Raw genomic sequence first — 24,524 nt, 5'->3', positions numbered from 1 at the left:
TTTACTTTTTGTAAAAGGAGGAAACATTATGAGAGATACGGTTAATAAGAAGGATTTGCTAAATGAAATGAGCGACTACAAAGCTCGTAAGGTATTGAAGCAGGCAGTTGATTTGTTGATTCAGGATGGCTTTTCTTATTACAGGAATCAACGGAAAGTAGAGATTCCACAAGAATATATCTATCGAGTTTTAGGAAGGAAAATTCAAAATGGCTAGAGTTCGAAAGCGTGGGAAGACTTGGACTTATGAAATTAAAAAAACGAGCCAGCATAGATCGTATAGCGGGAGCGGATTTAAAACAAAAAAAGAAGCTGCTGCTAAAGCGAAAGAGATTGAAATGCAATTGTCTAGTGGCCAACTTTCAGTGTTTGAAAATCCACTAACCTTAGTTGAGTTATTTGATAGTTGGCTGGAAGTTGAAATTATGCCACAGAATATTGATATTGAAACAAAAAACCGCTATGCTCGTCGCAGGGAGATTATTAAAGATTATTTTGGAGATATGCGGGTTTCTCATATTGTACGCTCTAAGTATCAGAGATTTTTAAATTTTTATGGTGAACGTTGTGAGCTGAATGAGTTGGGACGGATGAATGCTAATATAGTAAAAGCTGTTGAATTTGCAAAAGCGGATAGAATACCGATTGATGATAGTTTCTTGAAGAGCATCAAGCTTAATTCCATGAAGGAACGAAAACATCCGGATAGAAAATTTCTACATAGTCAGGCAGATTATGACAGAGTAGTGGAGTATTTGTTGATGTTTATGGACTATAGGAAGTCAGTTGTTTTACATGTTCTTTATATTCAGTTTATGGTTGGATTGAGACCAGGAGAAACTTTAGCTTTGAAATGGAGCGATGTTGATTTTGAGAATCAAGAAATTTATTCTCATAGTCGCTGGTCCTCACATAAACATGTTATTGTTCCGCCAAAGAATGATTATCATTATCGGAGAATTAATCGTAGAAATCCATCTGTAAGAAAGGTACCAGTTAATAGTCAAGCAATTAAAGTTTTAAAAGATTTAAAGGAGTTACAAGAAAAAATTCTCAAAACTCTAAATATAAAAAATGAGCAGGATTTTGTCTTTTTTCAATATGGCGCAAAGTGGCCTGTGCCAGATGAAACGACTTTAAATCAAACTTTGAAAAAGATATTAAAAAAAATGAAGATTGAGCCTTTGATCACATCTTATGGAGCCCGTCATACTTATGGAAGTGTAAAAGTTCGGGAAGGAGTTCCTTTGGAGGTTCTGGCGAAGTGGTTTGGTCATAAGGATACAACTATGTTACGAGAAATCTATATACATTTGCTTCAAGAGACGAAAGATGAATGGGCTGAAATTGAGAAAAGAAAAGATGGCGGACAAAGTGGCGGACAAGTCTCAAAATCAAAAGAAAAAAGCCTATTCCAATAGGCTTTTTTACGTTTATACCTAGTGCCCCCTGCAGGGATCGAACCTGCGACCCACGGATTAAGAGTCCGCTGCTCTGCCAGCTGAGCTAAGGAGGCAATAGAAAAAGCTGTATTGGTGCCGGACCTTCACGATTTGTATTGAACCCGCGCAATTAAGCAGGTGGGCAACTCGCTCTAACTGAAGCTGCTTCCGCGTGACACGGCTTGCATGCTGTTAGAAGTCTTTTGTTTCCCTAATAATACAAAAAATAGTCGGTCAACACTTAAGTGTGAAGTCGTACACCACAGCGTTTCTATAATTATAATACCATAAATTTTGAAAAATTCAAGAGAAAAATGTGATTTTTTGCAAACGATGTCATCATTTTTTTAAGTCATCAATCTTATCCTTGGTCATTCCAAGGGCTCGCTCGTATTTGCTATTCTCATTAGGCGTGAAGTAATTGGCATCTTTGATCTTGTCGGGCAGATAGTCCTGCTTGACCCAATTGCCAGGATAGGAGTGAGGATAGAGATAGTCCTGTGCGTTGCCCAGTTCCTTACTGCCGGCATAGTGGCCGTCTCGTAAGTGGCGGGGAATAGGTAGGTTTCCATTCTTTCGTAAGTCAGCTAGGGCCTTGTCCATGGCTAGATAGGCTGAGTTGGACTTGGGCGATAGAGCTAGATCAATAACAATATTGGCAATAAGGATGCGAGCTTCAGGAAAACCGATCCGCTGGGCTGCTTCCAGAGCTGTAACGGTATGGACTTGGGCATCTGGATTTGCCAGGCCAATATCTTCGTAAGCGATAACGGTCAAGCGTCGAGCTAGGCTAGGGAGGTCTCCTGCCTCAACGAGGCGAGCTGCGTAGTGGAGACTGGCATTGACATCGGAGCCACGGATGGACTTCTGCAGGGCAGAGAGGACATCGTAATGGCCGTCTCCGTCCTTATCCATGGTGATATAGCTCTTTTGCAGGCTGTTTTCCATCACATCGAGCGTGATGTGGCGAATACCCTTGTCATCTTCTGGGGTAGAGAGTACGGCTAAATCCAACGAATTATAGGCGGAGCGCAGGTCTCCGTTGGTAGAGATGGCAATAAAGTCTAGAGCATCATCGTCTAGCTCCACTGGGAAATCAAATCCTCGTTCCTTATCCGTCAAGGCTAGCTGGATGGCTGTCCGGATGTCGTCGTTGCTGAGGGGCTCAAGCTCAAATATCTGAACCCGGCTGCGAATAGCCGGAGTGACAGAAAAGAAAGGATTTTCTGTCGTCGCTCCAATCATGATGACCAGACCACTTTCTAATAGCGGCAGCAGGAAGTCTTGCTTGGTCTTGTCCAAACGGTGAATCTCGTCTAGCAAGAGCACCAGTCCGCCGGAAAATTTCGCTTCTTCAGCAATCTCCTGCAGGCGCTTCTTGCTATCTACGGTGGCGTTAAAGGTGCGAAAGGCGAACTTGGTTGTGCCGGCAATAGCCGAGGCAATAGAGGTTTTGCCGATGCCGGGTGGTCCGTAGAGAATCATCGAGGACAGGCGGTTGGCTTCAACCATGCGACGGATGATTTTCCCAGGTCCGACCAGATGCTGTTGGCCGATGATCTGATCAATGCCGATCGGGCGCATGCGCAGGGCTAGGTTTTCTGGCATAAGATTTCCTTTCTGCAAGTGTTTTTCTTAGCGTTTTGTGTTACTATTGTAGATAGTAATATTTTATCACAATGAAAAGAGGAAATCATGGCTAAGTACGGTTTTTTGGAGATATTGGACGAGGAAATGGAGAAGAGCTTTCCTTTTGACTATGAGATAAACTGGGATAAGAAAAATCATGCAGTGGAAGTAGCTTTTCTCCTTGAGGTGCAAAATCCAGGCGGAGTTGAGACCGTTGATGCTGAGGGAAATGCCTCGGCTGAGGATATTTACTTTGAGGAAGCCGTGCTTTTCTATAATCCGACCAAGTCTCGTTTTGAGGCTGAGGACTATCTGGCAGCCCTGCCCTATGAGCCTAAGAAGGGGTTGTCACGGGAGTTTCTGGCTTATTTCGTGGATTTTCTAACCCAAACAGCTGAGTTTGGTCTCGATGCACTCATGGACTTCTTAGCAGATCCAGAGTCGGCAGAGTTTGAGATGGCTTGGAATGCTGAGGCTTTTGAAAATGGCAGAGCTGACTTGACTGAGACAGACTTTTATCCTTATCCGAGGTATTAGGAGGCGCTTATGGAAAATGCAGAAGGACTAGATTTGCTGCACACACAGATGGAATTTTCAGGCTGCAAGATTGCCTTGCTCTGTGATGATAAGCTACTGACTATCTTGCGAGATGATATTTCAACCATTCCATACCCTAATATGTGGGAGTTGCCGGGCGGTGGCCGCGAGGGAGAGGAGACACCTTTTGAATGCGTCCAAAGAGAAGTTTTTGAAGAGCTTGGTTTGAAGCTTGAAGAAGCTGATATTGTCTGGGCTAAGGCATATCAAGGCATGCTTGATCCAGACAAAACCTCTATTTTTATGGTGGGAACTATCACTCAGGAAGAATTTGCCAGCATTGTCTTTGGCGATGAGGGCCAGGCTTATCAGATGATGGATGTGAGCCAGTTCTTATCAGATAAAAAGGTTATTCCGCAGCTGCAGGACAGGTTGAGCGATTATTTGGAGGTGCAAGCATGATTCATATTGAGCGGGCTGGAGCTGAGGATTTAGAGACCATTATTGCCATTCAGCGAGCGAGTTTTAAGGCTGTTTATGAGAAATATCAGGATCAATACGACCCCTATCTGGAGGAGCGAGAGCGGATTCGCTGGAAGCTGGTTGAGCGGCCCAATAGTTTTTATTATTTTGTCAAAGACGACGAGAAGATTCTGGGCTTTATTCGATTGAATACAAATGACGAACAGACAGCAGGCTGGATTGGGACAGTGGCGATTTTGCCGCAGTGCCAGAATAAAGGATATGGTTCTGAGGGGCTTGGTCTGATAGAAGAGACATTCTCCACCATTACAAAATGGGATTTGTGCACGGTTTTCCAAGATAAAGGTATGGTGGCTTTTTATGAGAAAAATGGCTATCATCAGACCCATACGGAGCCCGAAAAAGCGGGCATGGATATGGTTTACATGACGAAGACAATGAAATAAACAAAGAAAGGATTGTTCAGTTAAATTTCTAAACTGAACCCGCCCTAAACACTGTGCTAAAAAGATAAGGTTCTCTTAGACGCAAGCGTCGTCAGAGAATTTCCTATTTTGGCTCTGTGTTTTACGGGCTTGGTATTTTAATGATGGACACTTGGCAGGAATTAACGATTGAAGTTAAGAGGGAGGCGGAGGAAGCAGCCTCTAATATTCTGATTGAGCTGGGCAGTCAGGGTGTGGCTATCGATGACAGCGCAGATTATCTGGGGCAGGTTGACCAGTATGGTGAGCTTTTTCCAGAAGTTGAGCAGAGTGAGCGAGTCAGGATTACCGGCTACTACCCGGCTTCGGTGGATATAGAGGCTGTTGCAGCCAAGGCCAATGAGCGACTGGCTGAGCTGGATGGCTTTGGCTTGGAGACGGGAGATATTGAGCTGACTCAGCAGGAACTGGCTGAGGAAGATTGGGCGGACAATTGGAAGAAGTACTTTGAGCCGGCTCGCATTACTCATGATTTGACTATTGTGCCATCATGGACGGACTATGAGGCGACAGCTGGTGAGAAGATCATCAAGCTGGATCCTGGTATGGCCTTTGGTACGGGCACTCACCCGACGACCAAGATGAGCCTCTTTGCGCTGGAGCAGGTCTTGCGAGGCGGAGAAACGGTGCTGGATGTGGGTACAGGCAGCGGTGTCCTCTCCATTGCCAGCTCACTCTTAGGCGCTAAGGAGATCTACGCCTATGATTTAGACGAGGTGGCGGTGCGCGTAGCTCAGGAAAATATTGAGCTCAATCCAGGTATGGAGAACATTCATGTAGCGCCGGGAGATCTTCTCCGAGGTGTGGAAATTGAGGCGGATGTCATTGTTGCCAATATCTTGGCCGATATTCTCATCCATCTGACAGAGGATGCCTACCGTCTGGTCAAGGATGAGGGCTATCTGATTATGAGTGGGATTATTTCTGAGAAGTGGGAAATGGTGCGCGAGTCAGCGGAAACAGCAGGATTTTTCTTGGAAACGCATATGATTCAGGGTGAATGGAATGCCTGTGTCTTTAAGAAAACGCAGGACATTTCAGGCGTGATAGGTGGTTAGATGCAGCAATATTTTATAAAAGGTAAACCTCAGTCTCCTCTGATCATCACGGATAAGGACACAGCCAAACACATGTTTTCGGTCATGCGACTCAAAGAGGGCGACCAAATCACGCTGGTTTTTGATGACGGTGTGAAACGGCTGGCTCGAGTATTGGATCCCAGTCAGCAGAGCTTGGAAATCTTGGAGGAGCTGGCAGACAATACTGAGCTGCCGATCCAAGTGACCATTGCTTCGGGCTTCCCCAAGGGTGATAAGTTAGAGTTTATCACTCAGAAGGCAACGGAGCTAGGAGCCAGTGCTATATGGGCCTTTCCGGCTGACTGGTCGGTGTCCAAGTGGGATGGCAAAAAGCTGGCTAAAAAGAGTGAAAAGCTAGAGAAAATTGCTCAGGGAGCAGCTGAGCAGAGTAAGCGCAATCTGATACCGGAGGTTCGGCTCTTTGATAAAAAGGCAGACTTTCTGGCGGCCTTGGCAGACTTTGACTGCATCATCGTAGCCTATGAAGAATCGGCCAAAGAAGGAGAAACTGCGGCTCTAGTCCGAGTTCTATCAGGCTTGGAAGCCGGCGCAAAAGTCCTCTTTATCTTCGGACCGGAGGGCGGTCTATCGCCAGAGGAAATAGCAGCCTTTGGCCGAGCAGGGGCTGTCTCCGCTGGTCTAGGCCCACGTATCCTACGTGCTGAAACCGCTCCGCTTTATGCCTTGACCGCAGTCAGTGTTTTGTTGGAATTGAGCAAGGACAGTCTTTAAAAAGTAAAATCAGTAGCTATTTTGGCTACTGATTTTTTAATCATTATTGTCTTTCACGTTTTTTAAAGGCGAAGATTCCTGCAAGTCCAGTCACAACAAGTCCCAAGAGTCCGAGTGAGGATGTCTTTTCTCCGGTTTCTGGGAGGCTTTCTGCTCCTGCCTGTCTGTGGGACGCTTGCTTGTTTGTGCTAGGGTCAACAGCAGTCAAGACAGGGAAGTCTACTCTGCTATGCTGCAGATTGGCTGCTTCGACTGCGATAGTTGGAGAGCTTGGCTGCTCGATAGGCACCGTTTCTGTTTTCGGTGCGACGTAGACGAACTTGTATTCGCCGAATCCCTCTTGGGAAGATTCCGCTAGGTAGACGATGTCTCCGTCTGTGCCAATCAAGTTCTTAGCCTTATCAGCTGTCAGGAAGCGCAGGTCCAGTCCCTTGATGGTATCAGCGAAATGCCAGTTCTGATCTGCACTTGGATTGATATTTTTGACAGCCAAGATATAGTTGATGATAGCTTGGCGGTTTTCCAGATTGAGCAGACGGTTGAGACTAGCTTCTCGAACACCAGGGAAATTACCGTTAGACCGGTAGTTGTTGGTCACGACGATAAATTCCTGATTGGGGTCAATCTCTTTGCCTTGGTATTTCAGATTACGGACCCGGCTGGCATTTGGATTGGCCAGTTTGCCTTCGCGGTCGTATTTGTTCGGCTGGGTAATGTCAAACTCATAGGTAACACCGTCAATAACATCAAAGTTATAAGTCCGGTAGTCAGTATTGACGAGATTTTGCGGTTGGCTATTATTTGGGTCAATGGTGTTGAATTGGCCAGCTGACATTTCCAACCATTCTTTGAGCTGGGCACCGTTGACCTTGAGGATAGCTGTGACATTATCGTAGAGATAGAGGTCTGCTACGTTCTTGATGGCAATAGGGCCAGCTGGAATGTCTGTGTAGGCCGTTGCATCTCCACGGGTTCCCGCCTTGAAAGGTGCTGCTGCAGACAGAATAGGAAGGTTAGCTTCAGGCGTGCCAGCAAGCTCTTGCTTAGCATACCAAAGCTGAGCATTGTTGACGATTTGCACGGATGGATCGTCTTTGACCAGAGCGAAGTAACTAGTAATCGGTGCAGTCGTAGTGCCGACTTGCTGGCGGACGTAGTTGATAGTACCTTGGTGGGATTCTTTGGCAATGTCAATGACGCGCTTGTCTGCTTCGTTAGACTTGGTATCTACCTTGCGGATGGAGCCTTTGCTGTCAGTGACTTTCCATTTGCCGTCGGTATAGTTGAGCTTGAGGTCGATGACGCCCAGATGGTCGCCGTATTTACCAGCCATGGTTACTGGAGTGCCGTTGATTTTACCATTGACCCCATCTACACCAGGATATTTTTCATAGAAGCCAGTTCCGTTTCCGCTTGGAAATTCTGCGTGGGAGTGGCCCGTTACGACAGCATCCACACCTGGCAGGCTGGCGATTTGATAACCTTCATTTTCCTCGCCTTTTTCATACTTGTCGTCTCCGATACCAGAGTGAGAAAGTACCAAAGTGATGTCTGCACCGGCCTTGCGCATCTCAGGAATGATGTCTCGAATAGCCTCAACAGAATCGCGAACGACCACTTTTCCTTCTAGGTTTGCCTTATCCCAGTTTAGAATCTGCGGCGGTACAATCCCTGTCACACCAATCTTGACGGTCGTCAAGCGTCCCTGAGTATCTGTAAAGGTCTTTTCGATGATTTTGTAAGGCTGATAGATGAATTTACCAGTCGCTGGATCCAGTACATTGGCATTGACAATAGGCAGGCCAGCTGTCTCAATCACGCGGTTTAGATAGTCCAGACCGTAGTTGAACTCATGGTTCCCTAGCGTACCAGCTTCAAAGCCCAGAGCCTGAAGAGCAGCGTACATAGGGTGCTGCTCGCCCTTCTCCACAGGATCTACAATTGCCTTATAGGTTCCAAGCGGCGTTCCTTGGATGGTATCGCCATTATCCACCAAGAGGACGTTTGGATTTTCTTTCTTGGCCTTCTCGATCAGAACGGCTGTTTTAGCCAGCCCCAAGGTCTCCACCGGCTTGTCCTGATAGTAGTCGTAGTTGACTAAGTTGGTATGGAGGTCAGTCGTTGCCAAGATACGAAGATCGACAGTCTGTCCCTCCACGGGCTTAGTATCCTCAGTAGCTGCTACATTGCGAGCCATAGCTATCAGAGCATCAGCGTTCCCACTGGCATTTTCTGAGGAAATAGCAGAGCTAGGCTCCGTGCTCTCTGTTGTCGCAGTAGCTTCAGTAGGACTTGCAGCAGTCGTTGGTTTTGCTTCCGCCACGCTGCTTTCTACTGGAGCAGGATTAGCAGTGACTGGTGCAGTATTCTCATCAGCCTGAACAGTGTTTACAGCTGCCGCAAGAGCCGCTGCGCTCAAAAGTACAACCGTTTTTTGAAGGGATGATTTAGACATAATATCTCCTTTGTTAAAATAAATTTCAGACTTATATTATACTATATTGAAACGCTATCATCAAGAAGGAATTTCCAGTTTAGAGCTTTCATGCTGTCTAATATTGGTTTGAAAATGCTGAATGAAGACATCAGTGGATAAGTGAATGATTGGATGGAGGTAGAATAAAATAGAGTTTTAAAAAATTATGGTACACTATACAGTGACTGAAATAAGTTACTTTTTTTAAGCATAATAATCAAGGAGAATATCATGAAAAAGCTAATTTTTCTCAAAATATTACTTTTAGGGGGAGTCATGATAGGATTAATAGGATGTGGAGAAAAGAGGAGCAGCCGAGATTGGATTGAGAATAAGGTAGCTGAAATGAGTCGCGTCTATCCCACTGAAAACCTATTTGATTTGTTTAAGCAATTTCCGGATGGGTTTAAAATAGAGCAAGTGTATATCAAACGTGGGACTTATCTTATCGAAATAACTTTACAAGGGGATAGTAGCAATCACACAATTTCTGGAGTGCTAACCAAGACACGGGCTTCTGATGATATTACTGAAAAGCCAGAAGAAACAATAAGAGTTGATTATATAGACAGCAACTTTGTCTTTTCTGATGATGAGAAAGCGAAAGAATTATGGCCTTTTGATGGATTCTTATTTCAAAAGTTAACGATTAATCAGTCTTTTCTATCTTCTTTATCTATGAAATCCAAAAGTTATAATGGCAACAACGGGGCGTTCGATATTGATTATTCTGTTCAAAATCAAACTATCAATCAGTATTTTCACAAAAATGAAAGAGAGCAGGCAATTTTAGGATTTGGAAGTTCAAACCGAAACGACGATTATTACTATTATTCAGTAACTGTTAACTACGACAATGTTTATTCATTTAGAGAAACCGTGTCAAATTAAAAAAGGAGATAAAAAATTTGTTAACAGTGACATTCCTACGTTAGACGCTTCAAATTTAGCATGTTATCTATTTTGATAAAATCATTGTTAGGAACAACTGTCTCACTGCCTTGTATCCGCTTTCGTATTTTGGTATAATAGTGGTGAGCTCACTTGGGTAAGTCGGAAAGGAAAATAAAACGGAAAAAATCAGACTGTCTAAGCTGGGAAGCGTATCTGCATTTTGCCTGATAAGGAGAGGAGGTTCGCCATGACTATGTCTGCCTTATTTGAGTTGTTTGTCGCCCTTTTAGGTGTGACATCTACTTGCTACCTTGTCTACGCTTATTGTCAATTTATCAAAGAAGAAGTTCATCACTTTCTTCACCACAACCCGCCCGTTTAAGGCGGGTTTTTATATGAACTGTCTTCTAGGTTTTCATATCGGGTTAAAAGTGATAAAATAGTAGGCAGGAATTGGAGAGACGAGATGCCAAAAGAAGTGAATTTGACGGGCGATCAGGTGTTGGCCCTTACGAGAAAATATCTGGCTGCGGAGGATGTGGCCTTTATACAGAAAGCTTTGATCTACGCAATTGACTGTCACAGTGGGCAGTTTCGCAGGTCAGGTGAGCCTTATATTGTGCATCCTATTCAGGTGGCAGGGATTTTGGCCACGCTCAAGCTAGATGCAGTAACGGTTGCCTGCGGTTTTCTGCATGATGTGGTAGAGGATACCCGTGCGACGCTGGATGACTTGGAAAGAGAGTTTGGGACGGATGTGCGCGTGATTGTCGATGGCGTTACCAAGCTGGGTAAGGTCAAGTACAAATCCCACGAGGAGCAACTGGCAGAAAATCACCGTAAGATGCTGATGGCCATGTCGGAGGATATCCGGGTTATTTTGGTCAAGCTGGCAGACCGTCTCCATAATATGCGGACGCTCAAGCATCTGCGCAAGGATAAGCAGGAGCGGATTTCCCGGGAAACAATGGAAATCTATGCCCCCTTGGCTCATCGTCTGGGGATTTCCAGTGTCAAGTGGGAACTGGAGGATTTGTCTTTCCGTTATCTCAATGAAGTGGAATTTTACAAAATTTCCCACATGATGAAGGAGAAGCGGCGGGAGCGTGAGGCTCTGGTAGAAGAGGTGGTTCAGAAGATTGAGACCTATGCTGGCGAGCGCAATCTGCATGGTAAGATTTATGGCCGGCCCAAGCATATCTACTCAATCTATCGCAAGATGCAGGACAAGAAGAAGCGCTTTGATGAGATTTATGATCTGATTGCTATTCGCTGTATCTTGGATACCCATAGTGATGTCTATGCCATGCTGGGCTACATTCATGAGCTTTGGCGGCCGATGCCGGGGCGGTTCAAGGATTACATTGCCAATCGCAAGGCCAATGGTTACCAGTCTATCCATACGACCGTTTATGGACCCAAAGGTCCGATTGAGTTTCAGATTCGGACCAAGGAAATGCATGAAGTGGCAGAGTACGGGGTTGCGGCTCACTGGGCTTACAAGAAAGGTGTCAAGGGACAGGTAGACAGCAGAGAATCAGCCATCGGGATGAACTGGATCAAGGAGCTGATGGAGCTTCAAGATCAATCCAATGATGCCAAGGACTTCGTTGATTCGGTCAAGGAGAGCTATCTGGCTGAGGAAATCTACGTCTTCACACCGGATGGAGCAGTGCGCTCTCTGCCTAAGGACTCGGGACCCATTGACTTTGCCTATGAGATTCATACCAAGGTCGGTGAGAAAGCCACAGGAGCCAAGGTCAATGGCCGCATGGTGCCCCTGACAACCAAGCTTAGGACAGGGGATCAGGTGGAAATTATCACCAATGCTAACTCCTTCGGACCGAGCCGCGACTGGCTTAATATTGTCAAGACCAGCAAGGCCAGAAATAAAATCCGTCAATTCTTTAAAAATCAAGACAAGGAGCTATCTATCTCCAAAGGGCGGGAGCTCTTGCAGGCTCAATTTCAGGAGCATGGCTATGTAGCCAATAAGTACATGGACAAGAAGCACATGGAAGAAGTGCTGCAGAAGACCAGTTATAAGACTGAAGAGGCGCTTTTTGCAGCGATTGGCTTCGGTGAGATTGGTGCCATTAGTATTTTCAACCGTTTGACAGAAAAAGAGCGCCGTGAGGAAGAACGGGCCAAGGCCAGAGCAGAAGCGGAGGAATTGGTCAAGGGTGGCGAAGTCAAGGTTGAAAACAAAAAAGACACCCTCAAGGTTAAGCACGAAGGCGGTGTGGTTATTCAGGGTGCGTCTGGTCTCCTCATCCGGATTGCCAAATGCTGTAATCCTGTACCGGGTGATGATATTGTCGGCTATATTACCAAAGGACGCGGTGTAGCCATTCACCGGCAGGACTGCATGAATCTCAAGGCCCAGGAAAATTATGAGCAGCGGCTGATTGATGTGGAATGGGAAGACAACAACACGACCAAAGAGTACACGGCTCACATTGATATCTACGGTCTCAACCGCTCTGGTCTCCTCAATGATGTGTTGCAGGTTCTGTCCAATACCACCAAAAATATTTCAACAGTTAATGCTCAGCCAACCAAGGATATGAAATTTGCTAATATCCACGTTTCTTTTGGCATTGCGAACCTGTCCATGCTGACGACGGTGGTGGATAAGATTAAGAGCGTGCCGGAGGTCTACTCGGTCAAGCGGACTAATGGTTGATCCATTTCGGAAATCATTACCTAGCTATAAGTTACCGTTAAATCAAAGGAAAAGATATGAAAATAGTGATTCAGCGCGTGAAACGTGCTCAGGTCAGCATTGACCAACAGCTGCACAGCAGTATTAGCCAGGGTCTCCTGCTCCTAGTAGGCGTAGGGCCTGACGATAGTAAAGAGGATATGGATTATGCAGTCAGGAAGATTGTCAATATGCGGATTTTTTCCGATGCTGAGGGCAAGATGAACCTGTCTATCAAGGACATTGCTGGAGAGATTTTGTCCATTTCCCAGTTCACTCTGCATGCAGATACCAAAAAGGGTAATCGGCCAGCCTTTGTTAAGGCTGCTCCGCCAGAGATGGCTAGCAATTTTTATGATGCCTTCAATCTTGCCTTGCAGCAGGAGGTGCCGACTCGGACGGGGATTTTTGGGGCAGACATGCAGGTAGAACTAGTCAATGATGGGCCAGTGACCATTATCTTGGATACAAAGAATCGCTAATAAGAAGCATGAAAAGGAGTTTGAACACTAGTGTTCAAACTCCTAATTTTTTACTTCTGCAGCAATGAGGCTGTGGCTTCAGGCTTCATTGCTAAAAACTATCAATAATTTCTTGAGGAATGACTTGTTTGATGGTCGTCACTAGCTGGTTGATGAGCTTTATCGCTTCAGCGGGCTCTGTGTAGAGTTTTTGAAAATAGGTCTGTATATTTTCTTCAAAATGCTGAGGTAATAGTGGGCAGTTGTTTTTTGCAAACTCCAGCATTCTCTTTTCTCCAGGGTGAGTTTGTTCGTTTAGAGCGAAGAGCAAGTCAAAATAGAAGCAAAAAATTCACTGTTACGGTGATTGATGCTGAGCAGGTCCTGACGCTTGAGGGCTTTTTCTATTTGTTTGGAGAAAGCTGGCATGGCTTGATCGAGTAAAAGGAGCTGCTTCTTAATAATATTCTTTTTAAGTTCAGCTGGATAAGGTCGTCTGTACTTGTTTTGAAGTGCTTCATAGCGACCATTTCGGTCGTAGATGATTTTGCTGTGGAGCAGATTGTGCCACATACAGGTGGTATAGGCATTCTGGGCTTGGTGGTCTAGGACTACAGTCTGCAGATCTTTATCAAAGCTATCCAGTGTACGGTAAATGAGCTCAATTTCGATCTTGCTCTTTAGCACACAGTCATCCTCTAGTTCCCAAAATTGATTGCCGATTTCCATGTAGGAGCAGTATTTGCTGAGGATATCGCGTCTAGTCATGGGAGCAATGGAATCTGTCAAGTAGATATAAACATCATAGTCTGAGTCTTTGTCAAAATGCTGTCCAGCACGAGAGCCACCGAGAACAATAGCTTCCCCTTGATCTAGCTGGGCAAATTCTTTAAAAAGTTGTTGTGGCATAATTTTTCCTTACTGATTTTTGACATCATTGTAGCAAAATGTAAGCGGGTTGGCAAGAAGGAAAAAACAGCTTTTGGCATGGTTCTGAGCCTGTAAAATTGAAACCCCGAGGGGGATGAAATGGATGAGCAGGAGCTGGAAGTATTGGACTAAAAAGAAAATGATCTAGGATCGATAGGCTGAAAATTTGACTTTTTGTAATAAAGTTTTAGGATTTTTTTCTTTCTTTAAAATCATTGTCAGTTTTCTATTTTTTAAACTCATCGCCTTGTTTTTATCAGCAACTTTTCTTAGATTTTGAGATAAGTTTTTAAAGATCTTTTTGACATCATTTAGTCCAAAAATGATAAGCATAGTAGGCAAGTGGAAGTGGCGATAATTCTTGATTTGTTTATGTTTTTTATCATTCTTTAGAAATATTTTAGAATTGCTTTATAAATTCTTGAAGTTTGTCTTATATAATCATATTAAAGAAAAGAAAGGAGCCTCTTACTATGGGAAATCTAGTTCAACAGATACTGAATGCTCTGATTCAAATTGCTTTGTTTGCGTTTCTTCCTTTTGTTTGGTGGTTGATAAGGGCTAGGAGAAAAAGTCCATTTTTAGAATGGCTTGGCTTAAAACCGCTAAAAGATACTGGCAGCCGGAAGATCTGGCTGTGGATTTTGTTGGGTTCCCTATTTTTCCTGATTCTTTCGTTTTTGCTAGTATATCCTGCTGTAAAAAATCTGGATACAGCGACTTCAAACTTCTCAGACCACGGCTTCCAAGCCTTGCCAGCTATTCTGATTTATGGTATTTTTCAAACTGCTCTGCCAGAAGAACTGCTATTCAGAGGTTTTCTTTTAAAGAGATTGGCTAGCCGCTTATCCTTTGTGGTAGCCAACACCATACAAGCTGCTCTTTTTGGTCTGCTCCATGGCTTAATGTTTATAACAGTGCTCTCTTGGCAGCAAACCCTGCTCATCATTTTGTGTACGGGTGGCATCGCGGCCTATATGGGCTTTGTCAATGAAAAGAAATCTGAGGGCTCCATTTTATCCAGCTGGATCATGCATGCTTTAGCCAATGTAGTTGTGGGTAGTTTATCGGCTTTTATGCTGATTTGATGACAGGTGAGTAAAGGTTTAGGTGTAAGTCAAACGAAGCTGCTTTTACTGATGTGCAGTGCTTTCTAGTTTCATTTGCTCAAAAACATAAAGGAAGAAGTCTTTCGAAACTTCGAAATGTCCGTATCTTATCTGAGAAGCATATTGGCGCCACTGAGGATGTTGTCGGACTAGGTCAATGGGGCAGTCTTTGACAGGTTGGTAGTAGCTGACATCTCGCCGAAATGGGACAAAGCCTTCGAACATCTCTACTTGGTAGGCAGTGTCATCTAGAATCTTGTCAATTGCTGTAAAGGCCTGCAATTTTTCCTGACCATTCAGCTGATACTTGGGACTGTAGTACAAAAGAAAGTCCCCCTTTTTCATTCGGTTCAGCGGTGCTTTCTTACCATGGCAGACTTGGCAAAATCCACCTTCTACACCTCTTAGTACATGTCTTTTGATACGACACCAATCCAAAATCTAGTCATTTTCTGCCTCCAGTTTGATTAAGAGTTGGTTTAATATTTCTGTTTTATTTCCTAATTTTCCAAAGAATGCCTGATCAATGCCTTCTACCAGAGGAAGGGCTTGGTTGACCTTTTGCAGCCCCATATCCGTTAGAAGTATGATGTTGGCGCGGCTGTCCTTGGGATGGACTTCCCGCATGATCAAACCTTTCTTGACCAAGAGGCGGATGATTTGGGATATGGTCATAACATCCATGTCAGAAAATCGGGCAATATCGGTCTGACTCACCCATTCTTGCTGACGCAGAAGCGCTGCAAGAGTGGTCAGAACGACAAACTGGGGATGGGTCAAATCAATCGTTCTCAGTTTGTTTTTTATCAGCCCATGCCACTTGTGGTAGGCACGGATAAAGAGCAGACCGGTTGATTTTTGATATTCATCCTTGTAGATGGAGTTAAACTGCGATTTTTCCATTAGCTTTCCCTCTAGATATTTTATAAGTACACTTATTATAATCTGACATCTTATTTTTGTCAATAAAAACCCAGTTTAGACTAAAAAGTCCGAACTGGGTTCTGTTTATAGTTTTTCTACATAAATCTGTTGGGCAATCATAGGATTGATTTGGATTTCTTGGGTTTCTGTCTTAAGAAGATAGACCTGAGCGAAAGAATCGTATTGGATGAAAGTGATGGTTTGGCCGATTTGCAGGTTGTATTTTTCCAAGTATTTGAGCAAGTCAAAGTCGTCATGCACCCGTTTGATGATATAGTCGCCAGGGGCAGAAGCCTCTTCCAGAGTTAGTTGGTTTTCTTCGTCCAGAAGCTCTCCCTTGGCTGGGATGGTGCCTCCGTGAGGACAGATTTTGGGGTACTGGAGCATGGCATCCAGACGCTCAACGAAGCGCTCAGAAACAGTATGCTCTAGGACTTCGGCTTCCTCATGGATTTCATCAGTCGAGTAGCCGAGATGGTTGACCAGAAAGACTTCAATCAGTCGGTGCTTGCGATAGAGGTCAGAAACTAGCCTTAGCCCCAAATCAGTCAGCAGGTAGCCGGCTTTTTTATCCTTGACCAGAAGTTCTTCCGCCAGCATTTTTTTCATCATTTCCGTCACAGCCGGAGGTGAAACCTGCATGAGCTGGGCGATTTCTTTATTGGTGATTTTTTTGTGGCGGCTGCCAATCTCATAGATACACTTGAGATAGTCTTCTTTATTTGGGGTCATCTTGCATCCTCGCTGAACTTTCTATCATTAGTATAACAAAAATCGCTGCAAGAATACAGTGTCTAAGCCTTTCTTTGATGTTTAGATTTTCTTCATTCGCTTGTAATCGTTTTGCGATTATTATATAATCAAAGCGTACGATTTAAAAAATAAAAAGTAAAAATTCTTTAGCTGGTTTGCAAAAATTTGGCTTGCTTTTTACTTTTTTGCAAAAGGAGAATCCTATTATGAAAAAAAGACGAATGATTGCGTCTCGAGCAGAGAAGTTTACTCGTTTTGGCATTCGCAAATGCAGTCTGGGAGCAGTCTCAGTAGCGATTGCGACTGGTCTGGCCTTTCTTGGAAGTGGAGCGGTTCAGGCAGATCAGCTGGCACCTAGTCAGACAGCTGACAGTGTCGCTGTCAGCCAAGCTGTGGAGAACCAAGCTAGCACAGCTGCAACTGCGACTGTGACAGAAACCAGTCTGTCAAGTATGGATAAGGCTGCACCAGCACCGGAAGCTGTTAGTCCTGCAGCTAGTCAGGTACCTACGTCTTCCGATATCAGCGCTCAGTCTACTTCTTCAGGTCCTGTAGAAAATGCCCAGCCTAAAAGTGATACTGTAACTTCGACAGAAAATCAACCTGCTGTGGCTGAGAACTCAGAAAAAAGTGATGCTTCTAATCAGCCAGCACAAGCAGCTTCTGCTACAGAGCGCCCCTTGGTGGCAGCAGAAGTCAAAAAGCCTCAAGGTAAGATTACCATTCAGAATAACAATCCACAGACAGGTGAATTTGATATAGTCGTGTCTGATATTGTCGCACCGGATGGACTGAAGTCTGTTTATCTACCGACTTGGTCAGCTGTTAACGACCAAGACGACGTGCAGTGGTATACCGCTGAAAAGCGTGCCGATGGGACCTATTTTAAGCATGTCAGCTACCGAAATCACAAGAACTCCTTGGGCGAGTATAATGTTCACCTCTATTTTGTAAATGATGAAGGCCAGCTGCAGGGTGCAGGTTCAGCAAAGACAGTGGTTAACCGCGCGCAGCCACAAGGCAAGATTACCATTCAGAACAACAATCCGCAGACAGGTGAATTTGATATTGTCGTTTCTGATATTGTTGCCCCAGATGGTCTTAAGTCTGTTTATCTACCGACTTGGTCAGCTGCCAATGACCAAGACGATGTGCAGTGGTATACCGCTGAAAGACGCGCCGATGGGACCTATTTTAAGCATGTCAGCTACCGTAACCACAAGAACTCTCTGGGCGAGTATAATGTTCATCTCTATTTTGTGAATGATGCAGGCCAGTTGCAGGGTGCAGGTTCAGCTAAGACAATGGTTACTCGCGCCCAGCCTCAAGGCAAGATCACCATTCAGAACAAGAATCCGCAGACAGGCGAATTTGATATAGTCGTGTCAGATATTGTCGCACCGGATGGACTGAAGACAGTTTACTTGCCGACTTGGTCAGCTGTTAACGACCAAGACGACGTGCAGTGGTACACGGCTGAAAGACGCGCTGATGGAACCTATTTCAAGCATGTCAGCTACCGCAACCACAAGAACTCTCTGGGTGAGTATAATGTTCACCTCTATTTTGTAAATGATGCAGGCCAGCTGCAGGGTGCAGGCTCAGCAAAGACGGTGGTTACTCGCGCGCAGCCACAGGGCAAGATCACCATTCAGAACAATAATCCACAGACAGGTGAATTTGATATAGTCGTGTCCGATATTGTTGCCCCAGACGGCTTGAAGGCAGTCTACCTGCCGACTTGGTCTAGCAAGGATGACCAAGACGACGTGCAGTGGTACATCGCTGAGCGCCAAGCTGACGGCACCTATAAAAAACATGTCCGAGCTCAGGATCATAAGTTTTCAGTGGGTGAGTACAAGGTTCATCTTTACTATCTGAACGAGGATGGCCAGATGCAAGGTGCAGGTGGCGAGAAGCTGATGGTTTCTGTAGCACCTGAGAACATCCGTGCAACTGGAAAAATCAATATCCAAAACAATAATGCGCGAACAGGAACCTTTGATGTAGTTGTGACAAATGTCTCTAATCCAGGCGGAATTCAAGCAGTCTATCTGCCAACTTGGTCCACAGATAAGGATCAGGATGATGTCAAGTGGTACTTAGCTCAAAAGCAGGCGAATGGTACCTATAAGATTATGGTCCGAGCTAGTGACCATAAGCTTTCTACTGGCGAGTACAAGATACATCTTTACTATAAGCAGGACAATGGTCAGCTCATCGCTGTTGATGCTACTACGACCCAGGTCTACAAAGCAGTTTACAATACTCCGTACTACTCACAGCGTGATGGTCGCTGGGGTGGCAGGAAGTATGGTCCTTACAGCATGGATGCGACAGGATGCGTGCCGACAACGCTAGCCATGGTTATTTCTGGTATTACTGGGACAGAAGTGCTTCCAACAACTGTTGCGGATTACCTATATAACCATACCAATGAATTTAATAAAGATGGATTTGGTACTAGCAGCCGTGGTATAGTCCGAGCTGCCCAGCACTGGGATCTGACGACTGAGACCCTGTTTACAGCTTCTGCAGTCAAAGAAGTGCTTTCGCAGGGGCATCATGTGCTAGGTGCCGTTGGTACTAGTATCTTTGCCCATTATCCAGTGACTCATGAGCTGGTTCTCAAGGGCTATGACAATGGAAGAACCTATGTCCGTGACCCTTATAATGCAGCTAATAATGGCTGGTACCCCGTAGACTATCTCTTTGGAGTCAAGAGTGTAGATCCGACGGATAATACAGAAGGATCACCCTTCATTGCCATCAAAGGATAAGAAATTCGTGAATAAGAAGACCGCTCGTTGCTTGACGGGCGGTTTTCTGCATTCTATAACTAGTATACTTGTACTCGTTCAAGAGTTTATCATTGACAAAGTCAGCAAGATACAAATTTATTATAGTATGGATGGCAGGACACTTAGATTTTTGGGAGTAATTGAGATGAGATTCTATTTTTTGGACATATTTGCGATAAAAGTTCTAATAAAAACATGTAAATAGTTTGACAAACAAAGCTTTTCTCATTATACTATTAACATATCAGGAGGAAAAACATGAAAAAAATCCAAAAACATGTCATTCTAGGTGCAGCAGTTCTTGCTAGTACTGGCTTTGCTCACACTGTAGCTGCAGATACAACTCCAGTGGATGCAAATGCACCTGCAAACCAAGATAAGTCTCTATCTGCAGGTCCAGAGGCTCTTAAACAGCAAACTGAGCAGGTTAATCAAGCGAAAGCGGCTGTTGACCAAGCCAAAGAACAGGTTGCGACTGCTGAGACTAAGGTTGAAACAGCCAAGAAAGATAATGCTGATACAAGTGCACAAAAAATTGCGGAGGCTCAGGCAGCTGTGACAGAAGCTGAGAAAAAAGTTGCCCCAGCGGAAAACGCAGCCAAGCAAGCCCAAGCAGCTCTTGATACAGCTAAAAAAGCAGAAGACACACAGGCAGCTGTAGCTCAGGATGCTCAAGCTCAAGCAGCTAAGGCACAAACCGAGACTCAAACTGCTCAGGATGCTGTGAATGCAGCCCAAAAAGCTGTGGATAGCAAACTGGTAAGTGAAAAGGTAACGAAGGCAAAGGCTGAGCTTGATAAGGCTAAAAATAACTTAGCTTCTTACGAAGATCAGTTGAAGACAGCTGAAGCCGAAGATGCGAAACGCCAAGCAGTGATTGATAAAGCCCAAGCAGATATTAAAGCAGCTCAAGCAGAAATCAAGGAAAAAGAAGCGAAACTTTCTTCTCAAGACCAAGTACATAATACCTTTACCCTATCACAAGCTTACATCAATGCAATTAAAAGCAATAATATCAACGGTACGGCAAAGTTACCACCTGAGGCACAAGAAACACTTGCTAAAGAAGCAGCTACCCTAAAATCGAGCAATAATTATATTGGTAGTCAAAAAGATGCGCAACGAATAGTTAACATCAATGCTATTCCAAATGATGTTCTGATGGAATTGAACTATTATGCACAAGATTTGATTAATCAAATCCGTAAGCAAGCAGGTACAGCACCAGTAACATTAACACAAAATAGTATTGACTATGCAGAAGCTCTAAGCCAAGCAGCCCGTGAACAAAAATATAAATACCAATCAAAAGAATCTATAACTTCACAAGTAGATGTTCCAAGAAATGTGGTTGCTAAATTTGGACTGGATCAGTTTGGTCATAGAGTATCAGGAACTAACGAACTCGGCCCTTATCCTATTCTTGCTAGCCAAGAGAATGTCTCTGTTGACTATTTAAAAAAGGCAATTTACGATGATATCAAATTCCAACTGTTTGATTTAGGAGATAGCAGTGCGTATAGGGAGAGAGGGACTATCTATGCCCAAAAGGTAGTGGGGCATCTTGACAATCAGAAAAAAGGTGCATATGTCGCTGTTAACTTTAGCAACAACGGCATTATTAACCGAATTAACTTCCTTCTTTTCCCAAATACCGACAACGATATTAAGGACCCTTCCAAAATCACGCCAGCCTTAATCAATCCAAATGCCAATAATCAAGAGGCAGACGCTGCTCGTAAAGATTTGGCTGCTTCACAAGCTAAGTTGGATGCTGCTCAACGCGCGTTGACAAATGCTCAGAACAAGCAGGAGACAGCACCATTACTGCGTGAGGTTGTGAAAACTGCTAAGGACAAATTGGCCAAGACAGAACGTACTTACCAAGCTAAACTCGAAAATAGCAAGAATTCGGCTTCTGAAGAAACCAAGGCTAAACTTGCAGTTTTAGCTAAAGCTCAAGCAAGTTTGAAAGAAAAAGAAGCAGCCCAAGCAAGTGCGCAAAAAACAGCTGAGGAAGCTAATGCCAAACTTGCCGAATTGAAAGCAGCTACAGCAAATGCTCAAGAAAAGGCAACTGCTGCGGCTACAGCTCTGGAAGAGGCTCAACGCGCTGTTCAAGCTGCTAAAGACTATGTTACTCGCTTGCAAAACGCCCCTGCTCTTCTAAAAGAAGCAGAAGCGGCTCTCAATGATGCTAAAGCTAACTTGGCAAGTAAGGAAGAAACATATAGAGTTGAAAATGCCAAACTTGAAGCTTTGAAAGCAGCTCTTGCAACCCTAGAGACAGACGACCCAACCAACCTCATTTCTAAGAATGAGCGAAAGGTTCTGAAAGTCACTACAACGGGAGTGAAGCACGGAAAGAAACCAGTTCAGACCTATCAGGCTCCGGCAGCTCTTCCAAAAACAGGTTCTGCTGAATCTTCTCTAGCACTGGCAGGATTGGGATTACTCTCTACGTTGGGACTGGCTTTTGCAAAACGCCGTAAAGCTTAAGAGCATTTATTGATAAAATCGAATTCTAGATGAATTACCCAAATTCAAAGTTTGGACAGCACATTTGAAGAAAACTCATACTGAGAGAGGGCCGGTTTGGTCTTCTCTTTATTTATTGAGTGATTTGTTAAGAACATCTTTATTGTTAGTATTCCAAGGATTCATATTTTGTTCTTTGCTATCATGTGAGTTTGTGATAAAATCTAATTGTTCTATGTTGATTAGATTTTTTATTATAACCTCTACAGTTTTTAACTACTAGACCTAAAAGAAAGGAGGGGAGTCATGTATCCGAAAGAAGAAAAAGAGCAGCTCTTTCAGCAATTGCAATCAATCGGTTGGTCTCAGACAGCGTTGGGACGAGTTTTTGAAGAGATTGGTGAGCAAGAGAAAACATTGACAGAAGAAGGAGATTACCTGCAGGAGGCTCAGCTTTTTGGCAGTACCTTTTTTCAAAAACTCTGGCAGGCTGAGGCGGCTCAGAACAGCAGGTTAGGAGCTCAGGAGCTGCTGGTTCTGGCTATGAGTCTTGTTAATATGCCTGAGGAGTTGAGCGGAGATAAGAGAGAGACGAATCTTCTACTGGCTCGAATTGCTCCAGACCTAACACCGCATGATGGCTTTTGGAAGATTTTCTCAAGGACCTTGCGCCAGGCTTTTCCGGCAGATGATTTGAGCCAAAAAGATGGTAATCAAAAGCTCAAAAGGAAGCTACATCAGTTTCGTTATGTCATTTCCTGCCAGCAGGCCCAGTGGGTCAGAGTTCACTACCGTCAGGCTGGCATGACAGATGCAGAAGCCTTGGCCTCCTATTTAAAGGATTGGCCAGCGTTGCCTTATAGCTTTCAAGAATCCTCTCGCTTGCATAATAAAGCCTATATTGATAAGAGTTCAGAGCAAGCTATCTATCCGGATGGTCAAGCTAGTCAGGCCAATATAAAAATCCTGATTGATTTTCATACAGAGTTTATTCTGGATCAGACAGGTCGTTTTCTCAATATTATCGATCCAGAGGGGGCTAGCCAAAATGGTATTGTGAATGGCGCTAGCTTTAACTACGGTGAGCACAACCGGCCGGGCAATCAGGCTTCTCATACTCGCTATGATGTCAAAACGCCTGCAGTCTGGGATCCTCGCTTTCGCAGGCTTGCTATTGAAAATAGCGGCCGCAAGTTCAAGTCACCTCAGAATAATCGTGGTCCGCTGGGCTATCGTTCGATGACAGGTTCCCGTTCTCAGGCAGGCCGCAGTACCAAGCAGGCAGTGGATGATCAAATCCGCCGTTTCAAACAGCTTCTGGGTCGGCCTCTCTTTTTGCTGAGGCTCTGGGGGTGGGTTCGCTGTTTTTGGGAGTAGTGGATAATAAATGGTTAAAGATATAAAATTTTTAAATTTTAATGTCGTGGTTTAAATATAACACATTTTTCCTAGAAAATATGTTATAATTAGTATCGAATTTATGGAGTATAGAGACTGGTTATATAATTTAGAGTAATCGAATAATCTCAATAAATTTTAAAACCAGCAAAATAGTGATAAGAAAATCAAATTAGTAAGGATAGTTATGTAGTCTAACTAGTTATTCTACATAAGAGGGTATTGATTGTGAAACAAAATATTTCAAATTTAGTTAAGAAATATAGAAAAAAGAGAGGAATGACACAAGAGAAACTCGCCGAGGGAATATGTACTCAAGCAATCATCAGCAAGATAGAAAAAGGACAGACAAATCTTTCTGTTGATATATTTTCGGAATTATGTAAAAAATTAGAAATTTCCAGTAAAGATATTCTTCAGATATTGGAGTTAGATGGAATTGAAGAGGGAGATGAAAATGTATTTATAAAAGAATATCGTCAATTATATTATGATAGAGACTATAAATCTATCAAATTTTTTCTTAAACATCTAATCAACTATGAAGAATTATCAGAGGTTGATAAAGTTTATTACGAATGGTTAACGGCGGTTGTGGTATTTTATTATGATAAAGATCAGGAGCAAGGCTTAAATAGTTTGCTAAAAATATATTATTCTTTAGAAAAAAATGGGGAACAAGTTAAATTATTGGATAGAATAACTCAAAGCTTAGCTGATATGAATTATCAAATGCAGCAATATGAAAGTGATTAATGAACTAAAGTTACAAGGAGCTGCTATTCTAATTACATCACATAATTTAGATGAATTAGAGAGGATTTCTGATTATGTATACATTATTGAAAAGGGAAAAATAATTAAAGAGGGTTCCGTATCAGATATAACTCAAAAAGGAAAATCAGACACTTATATTTTAAAAAGTAGAGAAAGCAATATAATATACAATTTGTTTCAAAAAAAGTATAATTTCCTTGGAATTGATCATGAAAAAATAGAACTGAATTTTGCAGACGAGAATAATTTAAAGGAGTTTGTTACAGACCTTACATTATGTAATTTATCTTTTTACGAGTTATATAAATATAAAAGGAGTTTGCGACAATCAGTATACTGATTGTCATCTTTTTGTTGACCTACAAAAGAAGATGGTCAACGACCAAATCCGCCGTTTCAAACAGCTTCTGGGCCAGCTCTTACTTGCTTGCT

At 43.6% G+C, this 24,524-nt stretch carries 21 protein-coding genes, 1 tRNA gene and 2 pseudogenes; 17 read left to right on the top strand and 7 right to left on the bottom strand.

What is annotated here, in order from left to right; genetic code table 11:
- The first annotated feature begins 28 nt into the window (after positions 1-28).
- The gene (locus MK370_RS00270) at positions 29-217 is read left to right on the top strand and encodes a DUF3173 family protein (protein ID WP_002918266.1); all 189 of its coding nucleotides are present in this window, start codon (positions 29-31) and stop codon (positions 215-217) included.
- Complete coding sequence (locus tag MK370_RS00265; protein ID WP_268683707.1) at positions 210-1,421, top strand: site-specific integrase; 1,212 nt, start codon at positions 210-212, stop codon at positions 1,419-1,421. The genes MK370_RS00270 and MK370_RS00265 overlap by 8 nt, the downstream gene beginning before the upstream one ends.
- Positions 1,422-1,443: 22 nt before the next feature.
- Here MK370_RS00265 and MK370_RS00260 read toward each other — a convergent pair.
- Both MK370_RS00260 and MK370_RS00255 read right to left on the bottom strand, forming a co-directional pair.
- Positions 1,444-1,516: transfer RNA gene (locus MK370_RS00260), tRNA-Lys, on the bottom strand.
- 265 nt (positions 1,517-1,781) lie between these two features.
- Positions 1,782-3,050, bottom strand: coding sequence for a replication-associated recombination protein A (locus MK370_RS00255; protein ID WP_268683706.1), 1,269 nt, complete (start codon positions 3,048-3,050; stop codon positions 1,782-1,784).
- An 87-nt stretch (positions 3,051-3,137) separates the two neighbouring features.
- On the opposite strand from MK370_RS00255, the gene MK370_RS00250 reads away from it, so the two are divergent.
- From MK370_RS00250 to MK370_RS00230, 5 genes are all read left to right on the top strand, one after another.
- Positions 3,138-3,608, top strand: coding sequence for a DUF3013 family protein (locus MK370_RS00250; RefSeq protein ID WP_268683705.1), 471 nt, complete (start codon positions 3,138-3,140; stop codon positions 3,606-3,608).
- Between the two features lie 9 nt (positions 3,609-3,617).
- Positions 3,618-4,070: an NUDIX hydrolase gene (locus MK370_RS00245; RefSeq protein ID WP_268683704.1), complete on the top strand. Its 453-nt coding sequence runs from the start codon at positions 3,618-3,620 to the stop codon at positions 4,068-4,070.
- Positions 4,067-4,537, top strand: a complete 471-nt coding sequence (locus tag MK370_RS00240; protein WP_268683703.1) for a GNAT family N-acetyltransferase — start codon at positions 4,067-4,069, stop codon at positions 4,535-4,537. The genes MK370_RS00245 and MK370_RS00240 overlap by 4 nt, the downstream gene beginning before the upstream one ends.
- A 143-nt stretch (positions 4,538-4,680) precedes the next feature.
- Positions 4,681-5,634 carry a 50S ribosomal protein L11 methyltransferase gene (gene prmA, locus MK370_RS00235; protein ID WP_326845064.1) on the top strand — a complete coding sequence of 318 codons (954 nt, stop codon included), beginning with the start codon at positions 4,681-4,683 and terminating at the stop codon, positions 5,632-5,634.
- Positions 5,635-6,387 carry a 16S rRNA (uracil(1498)-N(3))-methyltransferase gene (locus MK370_RS00230; protein ID WP_268683701.1) on the top strand — a complete coding sequence of 251 codons (753 nt, stop codon included), beginning with the start codon at positions 5,635-5,637 and terminating at the stop codon, positions 6,385-6,387.
- Between the two features lie 43 nt (positions 6,388-6,430).
- On the opposite strand, the gene MK370_RS00225 is transcribed toward MK370_RS00230, so the two are convergent.
- Complete coding sequence (locus MK370_RS00225; RefSeq protein WP_268683700.1) at positions 6,431-8,842, bottom strand: bifunctional 2',3'-cyclic-nucleotide 2'-phosphodiesterase/3'-nucleotidase; 2,412 nt, start codon at positions 8,840-8,842, stop codon at positions 6,431-6,433.
- Between the two features lie 252 nt (positions 8,843-9,094).
- Here MK370_RS00225 and MK370_RS00220 point away from each other — a divergent pair, with 252 nt between their 5' ends.
- The 4 genes from MK370_RS00220 (at position 9,095) to dtd (ending at position 12,943) form a co-directional block, all read left to right on the top strand.
- Positions 9,095-9,754, top strand: coding sequence for a hypothetical protein (locus tag MK370_RS00220; RefSeq protein ID WP_268683699.1), 660 nt, complete (start codon positions 9,095-9,097; stop codon positions 9,752-9,754).
- A gap of 256 nt (positions 9,755-10,010) precedes the next feature.
- Positions 10,011-10,139, top strand: a complete 129-nt coding sequence (locus tag MK370_RS00215; RefSeq protein ID WP_255297029.1) for a hypothetical protein — start codon at positions 10,011-10,013, stop codon at positions 10,137-10,139.
- A gap of 84 nt (positions 10,140-10,223) precedes the next feature.
- Positions 10,224-12,443: a RelA/SpoT family protein gene (locus MK370_RS00210; protein WP_268683698.1), complete on the top strand. Its 2,220-nt coding sequence runs from the start codon at positions 10,224-10,226 to the stop codon at positions 12,441-12,443.
- Positions 12,444-12,499: 56 nt separating this feature from the next.
- A complete protein-coding gene (gene dtd / locus MK370_RS00205) occupies positions 12,500-12,943 on the top strand; it encodes a D-aminoacyl-tRNA deacylase (protein WP_268683697.1) in 444 nt (147 codons plus the stop codon).
- 91 nt (positions 12,944-13,034) lie between these two features.
- Here the strand turns inward: dtd and MK370_RS00200 are convergent.
- Positions 13,035-13,831, bottom strand: a pseudogene (locus tag MK370_RS00200) (DUF4037 domain-containing protein).
- A 494-nt stretch (positions 13,832-14,325) separates the two neighbouring features.
- Between MK370_RS00200 and MK370_RS00195 the strand changes: the two are divergent.
- Positions 14,326-14,940 (top strand): CPBP family intramembrane glutamic endopeptidase, encoded by a 615-nt coding sequence (locus tag MK370_RS00195; protein WP_268683696.1) that lies wholly within the window; start codon positions 14,326-14,328, stop codon positions 14,938-14,940.
- Positions 14,941-14,985: 45 nt separating this feature from the next.
- Here the strand turns inward: MK370_RS00195 and MK370_RS00190 are convergent.
- From MK370_RS00190 to MK370_RS00180, 3 genes and pseudogenes are all read right to left on the bottom strand, one after another.
- Positions 14,986-15,410 (bottom strand): annotated as a pseudogene (locus tag MK370_RS00190) (EVE domain-containing protein).
- Positions 15,403-15,864, bottom strand: a complete 462-nt coding sequence (locus MK370_RS00185) for a MarR family winged helix-turn-helix transcriptional regulator (RefSeq protein WP_268683695.1) — start codon at positions 15,862-15,864, stop codon at positions 15,403-15,405. The pseudogene MK370_RS00190 and the gene MK370_RS00185 overlap by 8 nt, the downstream one beginning before the upstream one ends.
- Before the next feature lie 105 nt (positions 15,865-15,969).
- Positions 15,970-16,617: a metal-dependent transcriptional regulator gene (locus MK370_RS00180; RefSeq protein WP_061595015.1), complete on the bottom strand. Its 648-nt coding sequence runs from the start codon at positions 16,615-16,617 to the stop codon at positions 15,970-15,972.
- Between the two features lie 227 nt (positions 16,618-16,844).
- Here MK370_RS00180 and MK370_RS00175 point away from each other — a divergent pair, with 227 nt between their 5' ends.
- The 5 genes from MK370_RS00175 (at position 16,845) to MK370_RS00155 (ending at position 24,432) form a co-directional block, all read left to right on the top strand.
- Positions 16,845-19,418 carry a GBS Bsp-like repeat-containing protein gene (locus MK370_RS00175; protein WP_268683694.1) on the top strand — a complete coding sequence of 858 codons (2,574 nt, stop codon included), beginning with the start codon at positions 16,845-16,847 and terminating at the stop codon, positions 19,416-19,418.
- 279 nt (positions 19,419-19,697) lie between these two features.
- The gene (locus MK370_RS00170; protein ID WP_268683693.1) at positions 19,698-21,938 is read left to right on the top strand and encodes an SEC10/PgrA surface exclusion domain-containing protein; all 2,241 of its coding nucleotides are present in this window, start codon (positions 19,698-19,700) and stop codon (positions 21,936-21,938) included.
- Positions 21,939-22,223: 285 nt separating this feature from the next.
- Positions 22,224-23,294 (top strand): DUF3114 domain-containing protein, encoded by a 1,071-nt coding sequence (locus MK370_RS00165; RefSeq protein WP_268683692.1) that lies wholly within the window; start codon positions 22,224-22,226, stop codon positions 23,292-23,294.
- A gap of 249 nt (positions 23,295-23,543) precedes the next feature.
- A complete protein-coding gene (locus tag MK370_RS00160; RefSeq protein ID WP_268683691.1) occupies positions 23,544-24,071 on the top strand; it encodes a helix-turn-helix transcriptional regulator in 528 nt (175 codons plus the stop codon).
- Entirely contained in the window at positions 24,058-24,432 is a 375-nt protein-coding gene (locus MK370_RS00155) for a hypothetical protein (RefSeq protein ID WP_268683690.1), read from the top strand. Before MK370_RS00160 ends, MK370_RS00155 begins: the two co-directional genes overlap by 14 nt.
- The last annotated feature ends 92 nt before the right edge of the window (positions 24,433-24,524 follow it).

It is taken from the genome of Streptococcus sanguinis, assembly GCF_026781265.1.
GTDB lineage: Bacteria > Bacillota > Bacilli > Lactobacillales > Streptococcaceae > Streptococcus > Streptococcus sanguinis_T.
Note: the sequence above shows the minus strand (reverse complement) of the source record. Positions and strands in the feature narration are given on the sequence as shown.

What these genes read in the sequence shown, in the direction of transcription:
- MK370_RS00270 (WP_002918266.1), top strand. Translation starts at nt 29, where the DNA reads ATGAGAGATACGGTTAATAAGAAGGATTTGCTAAATGAAATGAGCGAC.
- MK370_RS00265 (WP_268683707.1), top strand. Translation starts at nt 210, where the DNA reads ATGGCTAGAGTTCGAAAGCGTGGGAAGACTTGGACTTATGAAATTAAA.
- MK370_RS00255 (WP_268683706.1), bottom strand. Translation starts at nt 3,050, where the DNA reads ATGCCAGAAAACCTAGCCCTGCGCATGCGCCCGATCGGCATTGATCAG.
- MK370_RS00250 (WP_268683705.1), top strand. Translation starts at nt 3,138, where the DNA reads ATGGCTAAGTACGGTTTTTTGGAGATATTGGACGAGGAAATGGAGAAG.
- MK370_RS00245 (WP_268683704.1), top strand. Translation starts at nt 3,618, where the DNA reads ATGGAAAATGCAGAAGGACTAGATTTGCTGCACACACAGATGGAATTT.
- MK370_RS00240 (WP_268683703.1), top strand. Translation starts at nt 4,067, where the DNA reads ATGATTCATATTGAGCGGGCTGGAGCTGAGGATTTAGAGACCATTATT.
- prmA (WP_326845064.1), top strand. Translation starts at nt 4,681, where the DNA reads ATGGACACTTGGCAGGAATTAACGATTGAAGTTAAGAGGGAGGCGGAG.
- MK370_RS00230 (WP_268683701.1), top strand. Translation starts at nt 5,635, where the DNA reads ATGCAGCAATATTTTATAAAAGGTAAACCTCAGTCTCCTCTGATCATC.
- MK370_RS00225 (WP_268683700.1), bottom strand. Translation starts at nt 8,842, where the DNA reads ATGTCTAAATCATCCCTTCAAAAAACGGTTGTACTTTTGAGCGCAGCG.
- MK370_RS00220 (WP_268683699.1), top strand. Translation starts at nt 9,095, where the DNA reads ATGAAAAAGCTAATTTTTCTCAAAATATTACTTTTAGGGGGAGTCATG.
- MK370_RS00215 (WP_255297029.1), top strand. Translation starts at nt 10,011, where the DNA reads ATGTCTGCCTTATTTGAGTTGTTTGTCGCCCTTTTAGGTGTGACATCT.
- MK370_RS00210 (WP_268683698.1), top strand. Translation starts at nt 10,224, where the DNA reads ATGCCAAAAGAAGTGAATTTGACGGGCGATCAGGTGTTGGCCCTTACG.
- dtd (WP_268683697.1), top strand. Translation starts at nt 12,500, where the DNA reads ATGAAAATAGTGATTCAGCGCGTGAAACGTGCTCAGGTCAGCATTGAC.
- MK370_RS00195 (WP_268683696.1), top strand. Translation starts at nt 14,326, where the DNA reads ATGGGAAATCTAGTTCAACAGATACTGAATGCTCTGATTCAAATTGCT.
- MK370_RS00185 (WP_268683695.1), bottom strand. Translation starts at nt 15,864, where the DNA reads ATGGAAAAATCGCAGTTTAACTCCATCTACAAGGATGAATATCAAAAA.
- MK370_RS00180 (WP_061595015.1), bottom strand. Translation starts at nt 16,617, where the DNA reads ATGACCCCAAATAAAGAAGACTATCTCAAGTGTATCTATGAGATTGGC.
- MK370_RS00175 (WP_268683694.1), top strand. Translation starts at nt 16,845, where the DNA reads ATGAAAAAAAGACGAATGATTGCGTCTCGAGCAGAGAAGTTTACTCGT.
- MK370_RS00170 (WP_268683693.1), top strand. Translation starts at nt 19,698, where the DNA reads ATGAAAAAAATCCAAAAACATGTCATTCTAGGTGCAGCAGTTCTTGCT.
- MK370_RS00165 (WP_268683692.1), top strand. Translation starts at nt 22,224, where the DNA reads ATGTATCCGAAAGAAGAAAAAGAGCAGCTCTTTCAGCAATTGCAATCA.
- MK370_RS00155 (WP_268683690.1), top strand. Translation starts at nt 24,058, where the DNA reads ATGAAAGTGATTAATGAACTAAAGTTACAAGGAGCTGCTATTCTAATT.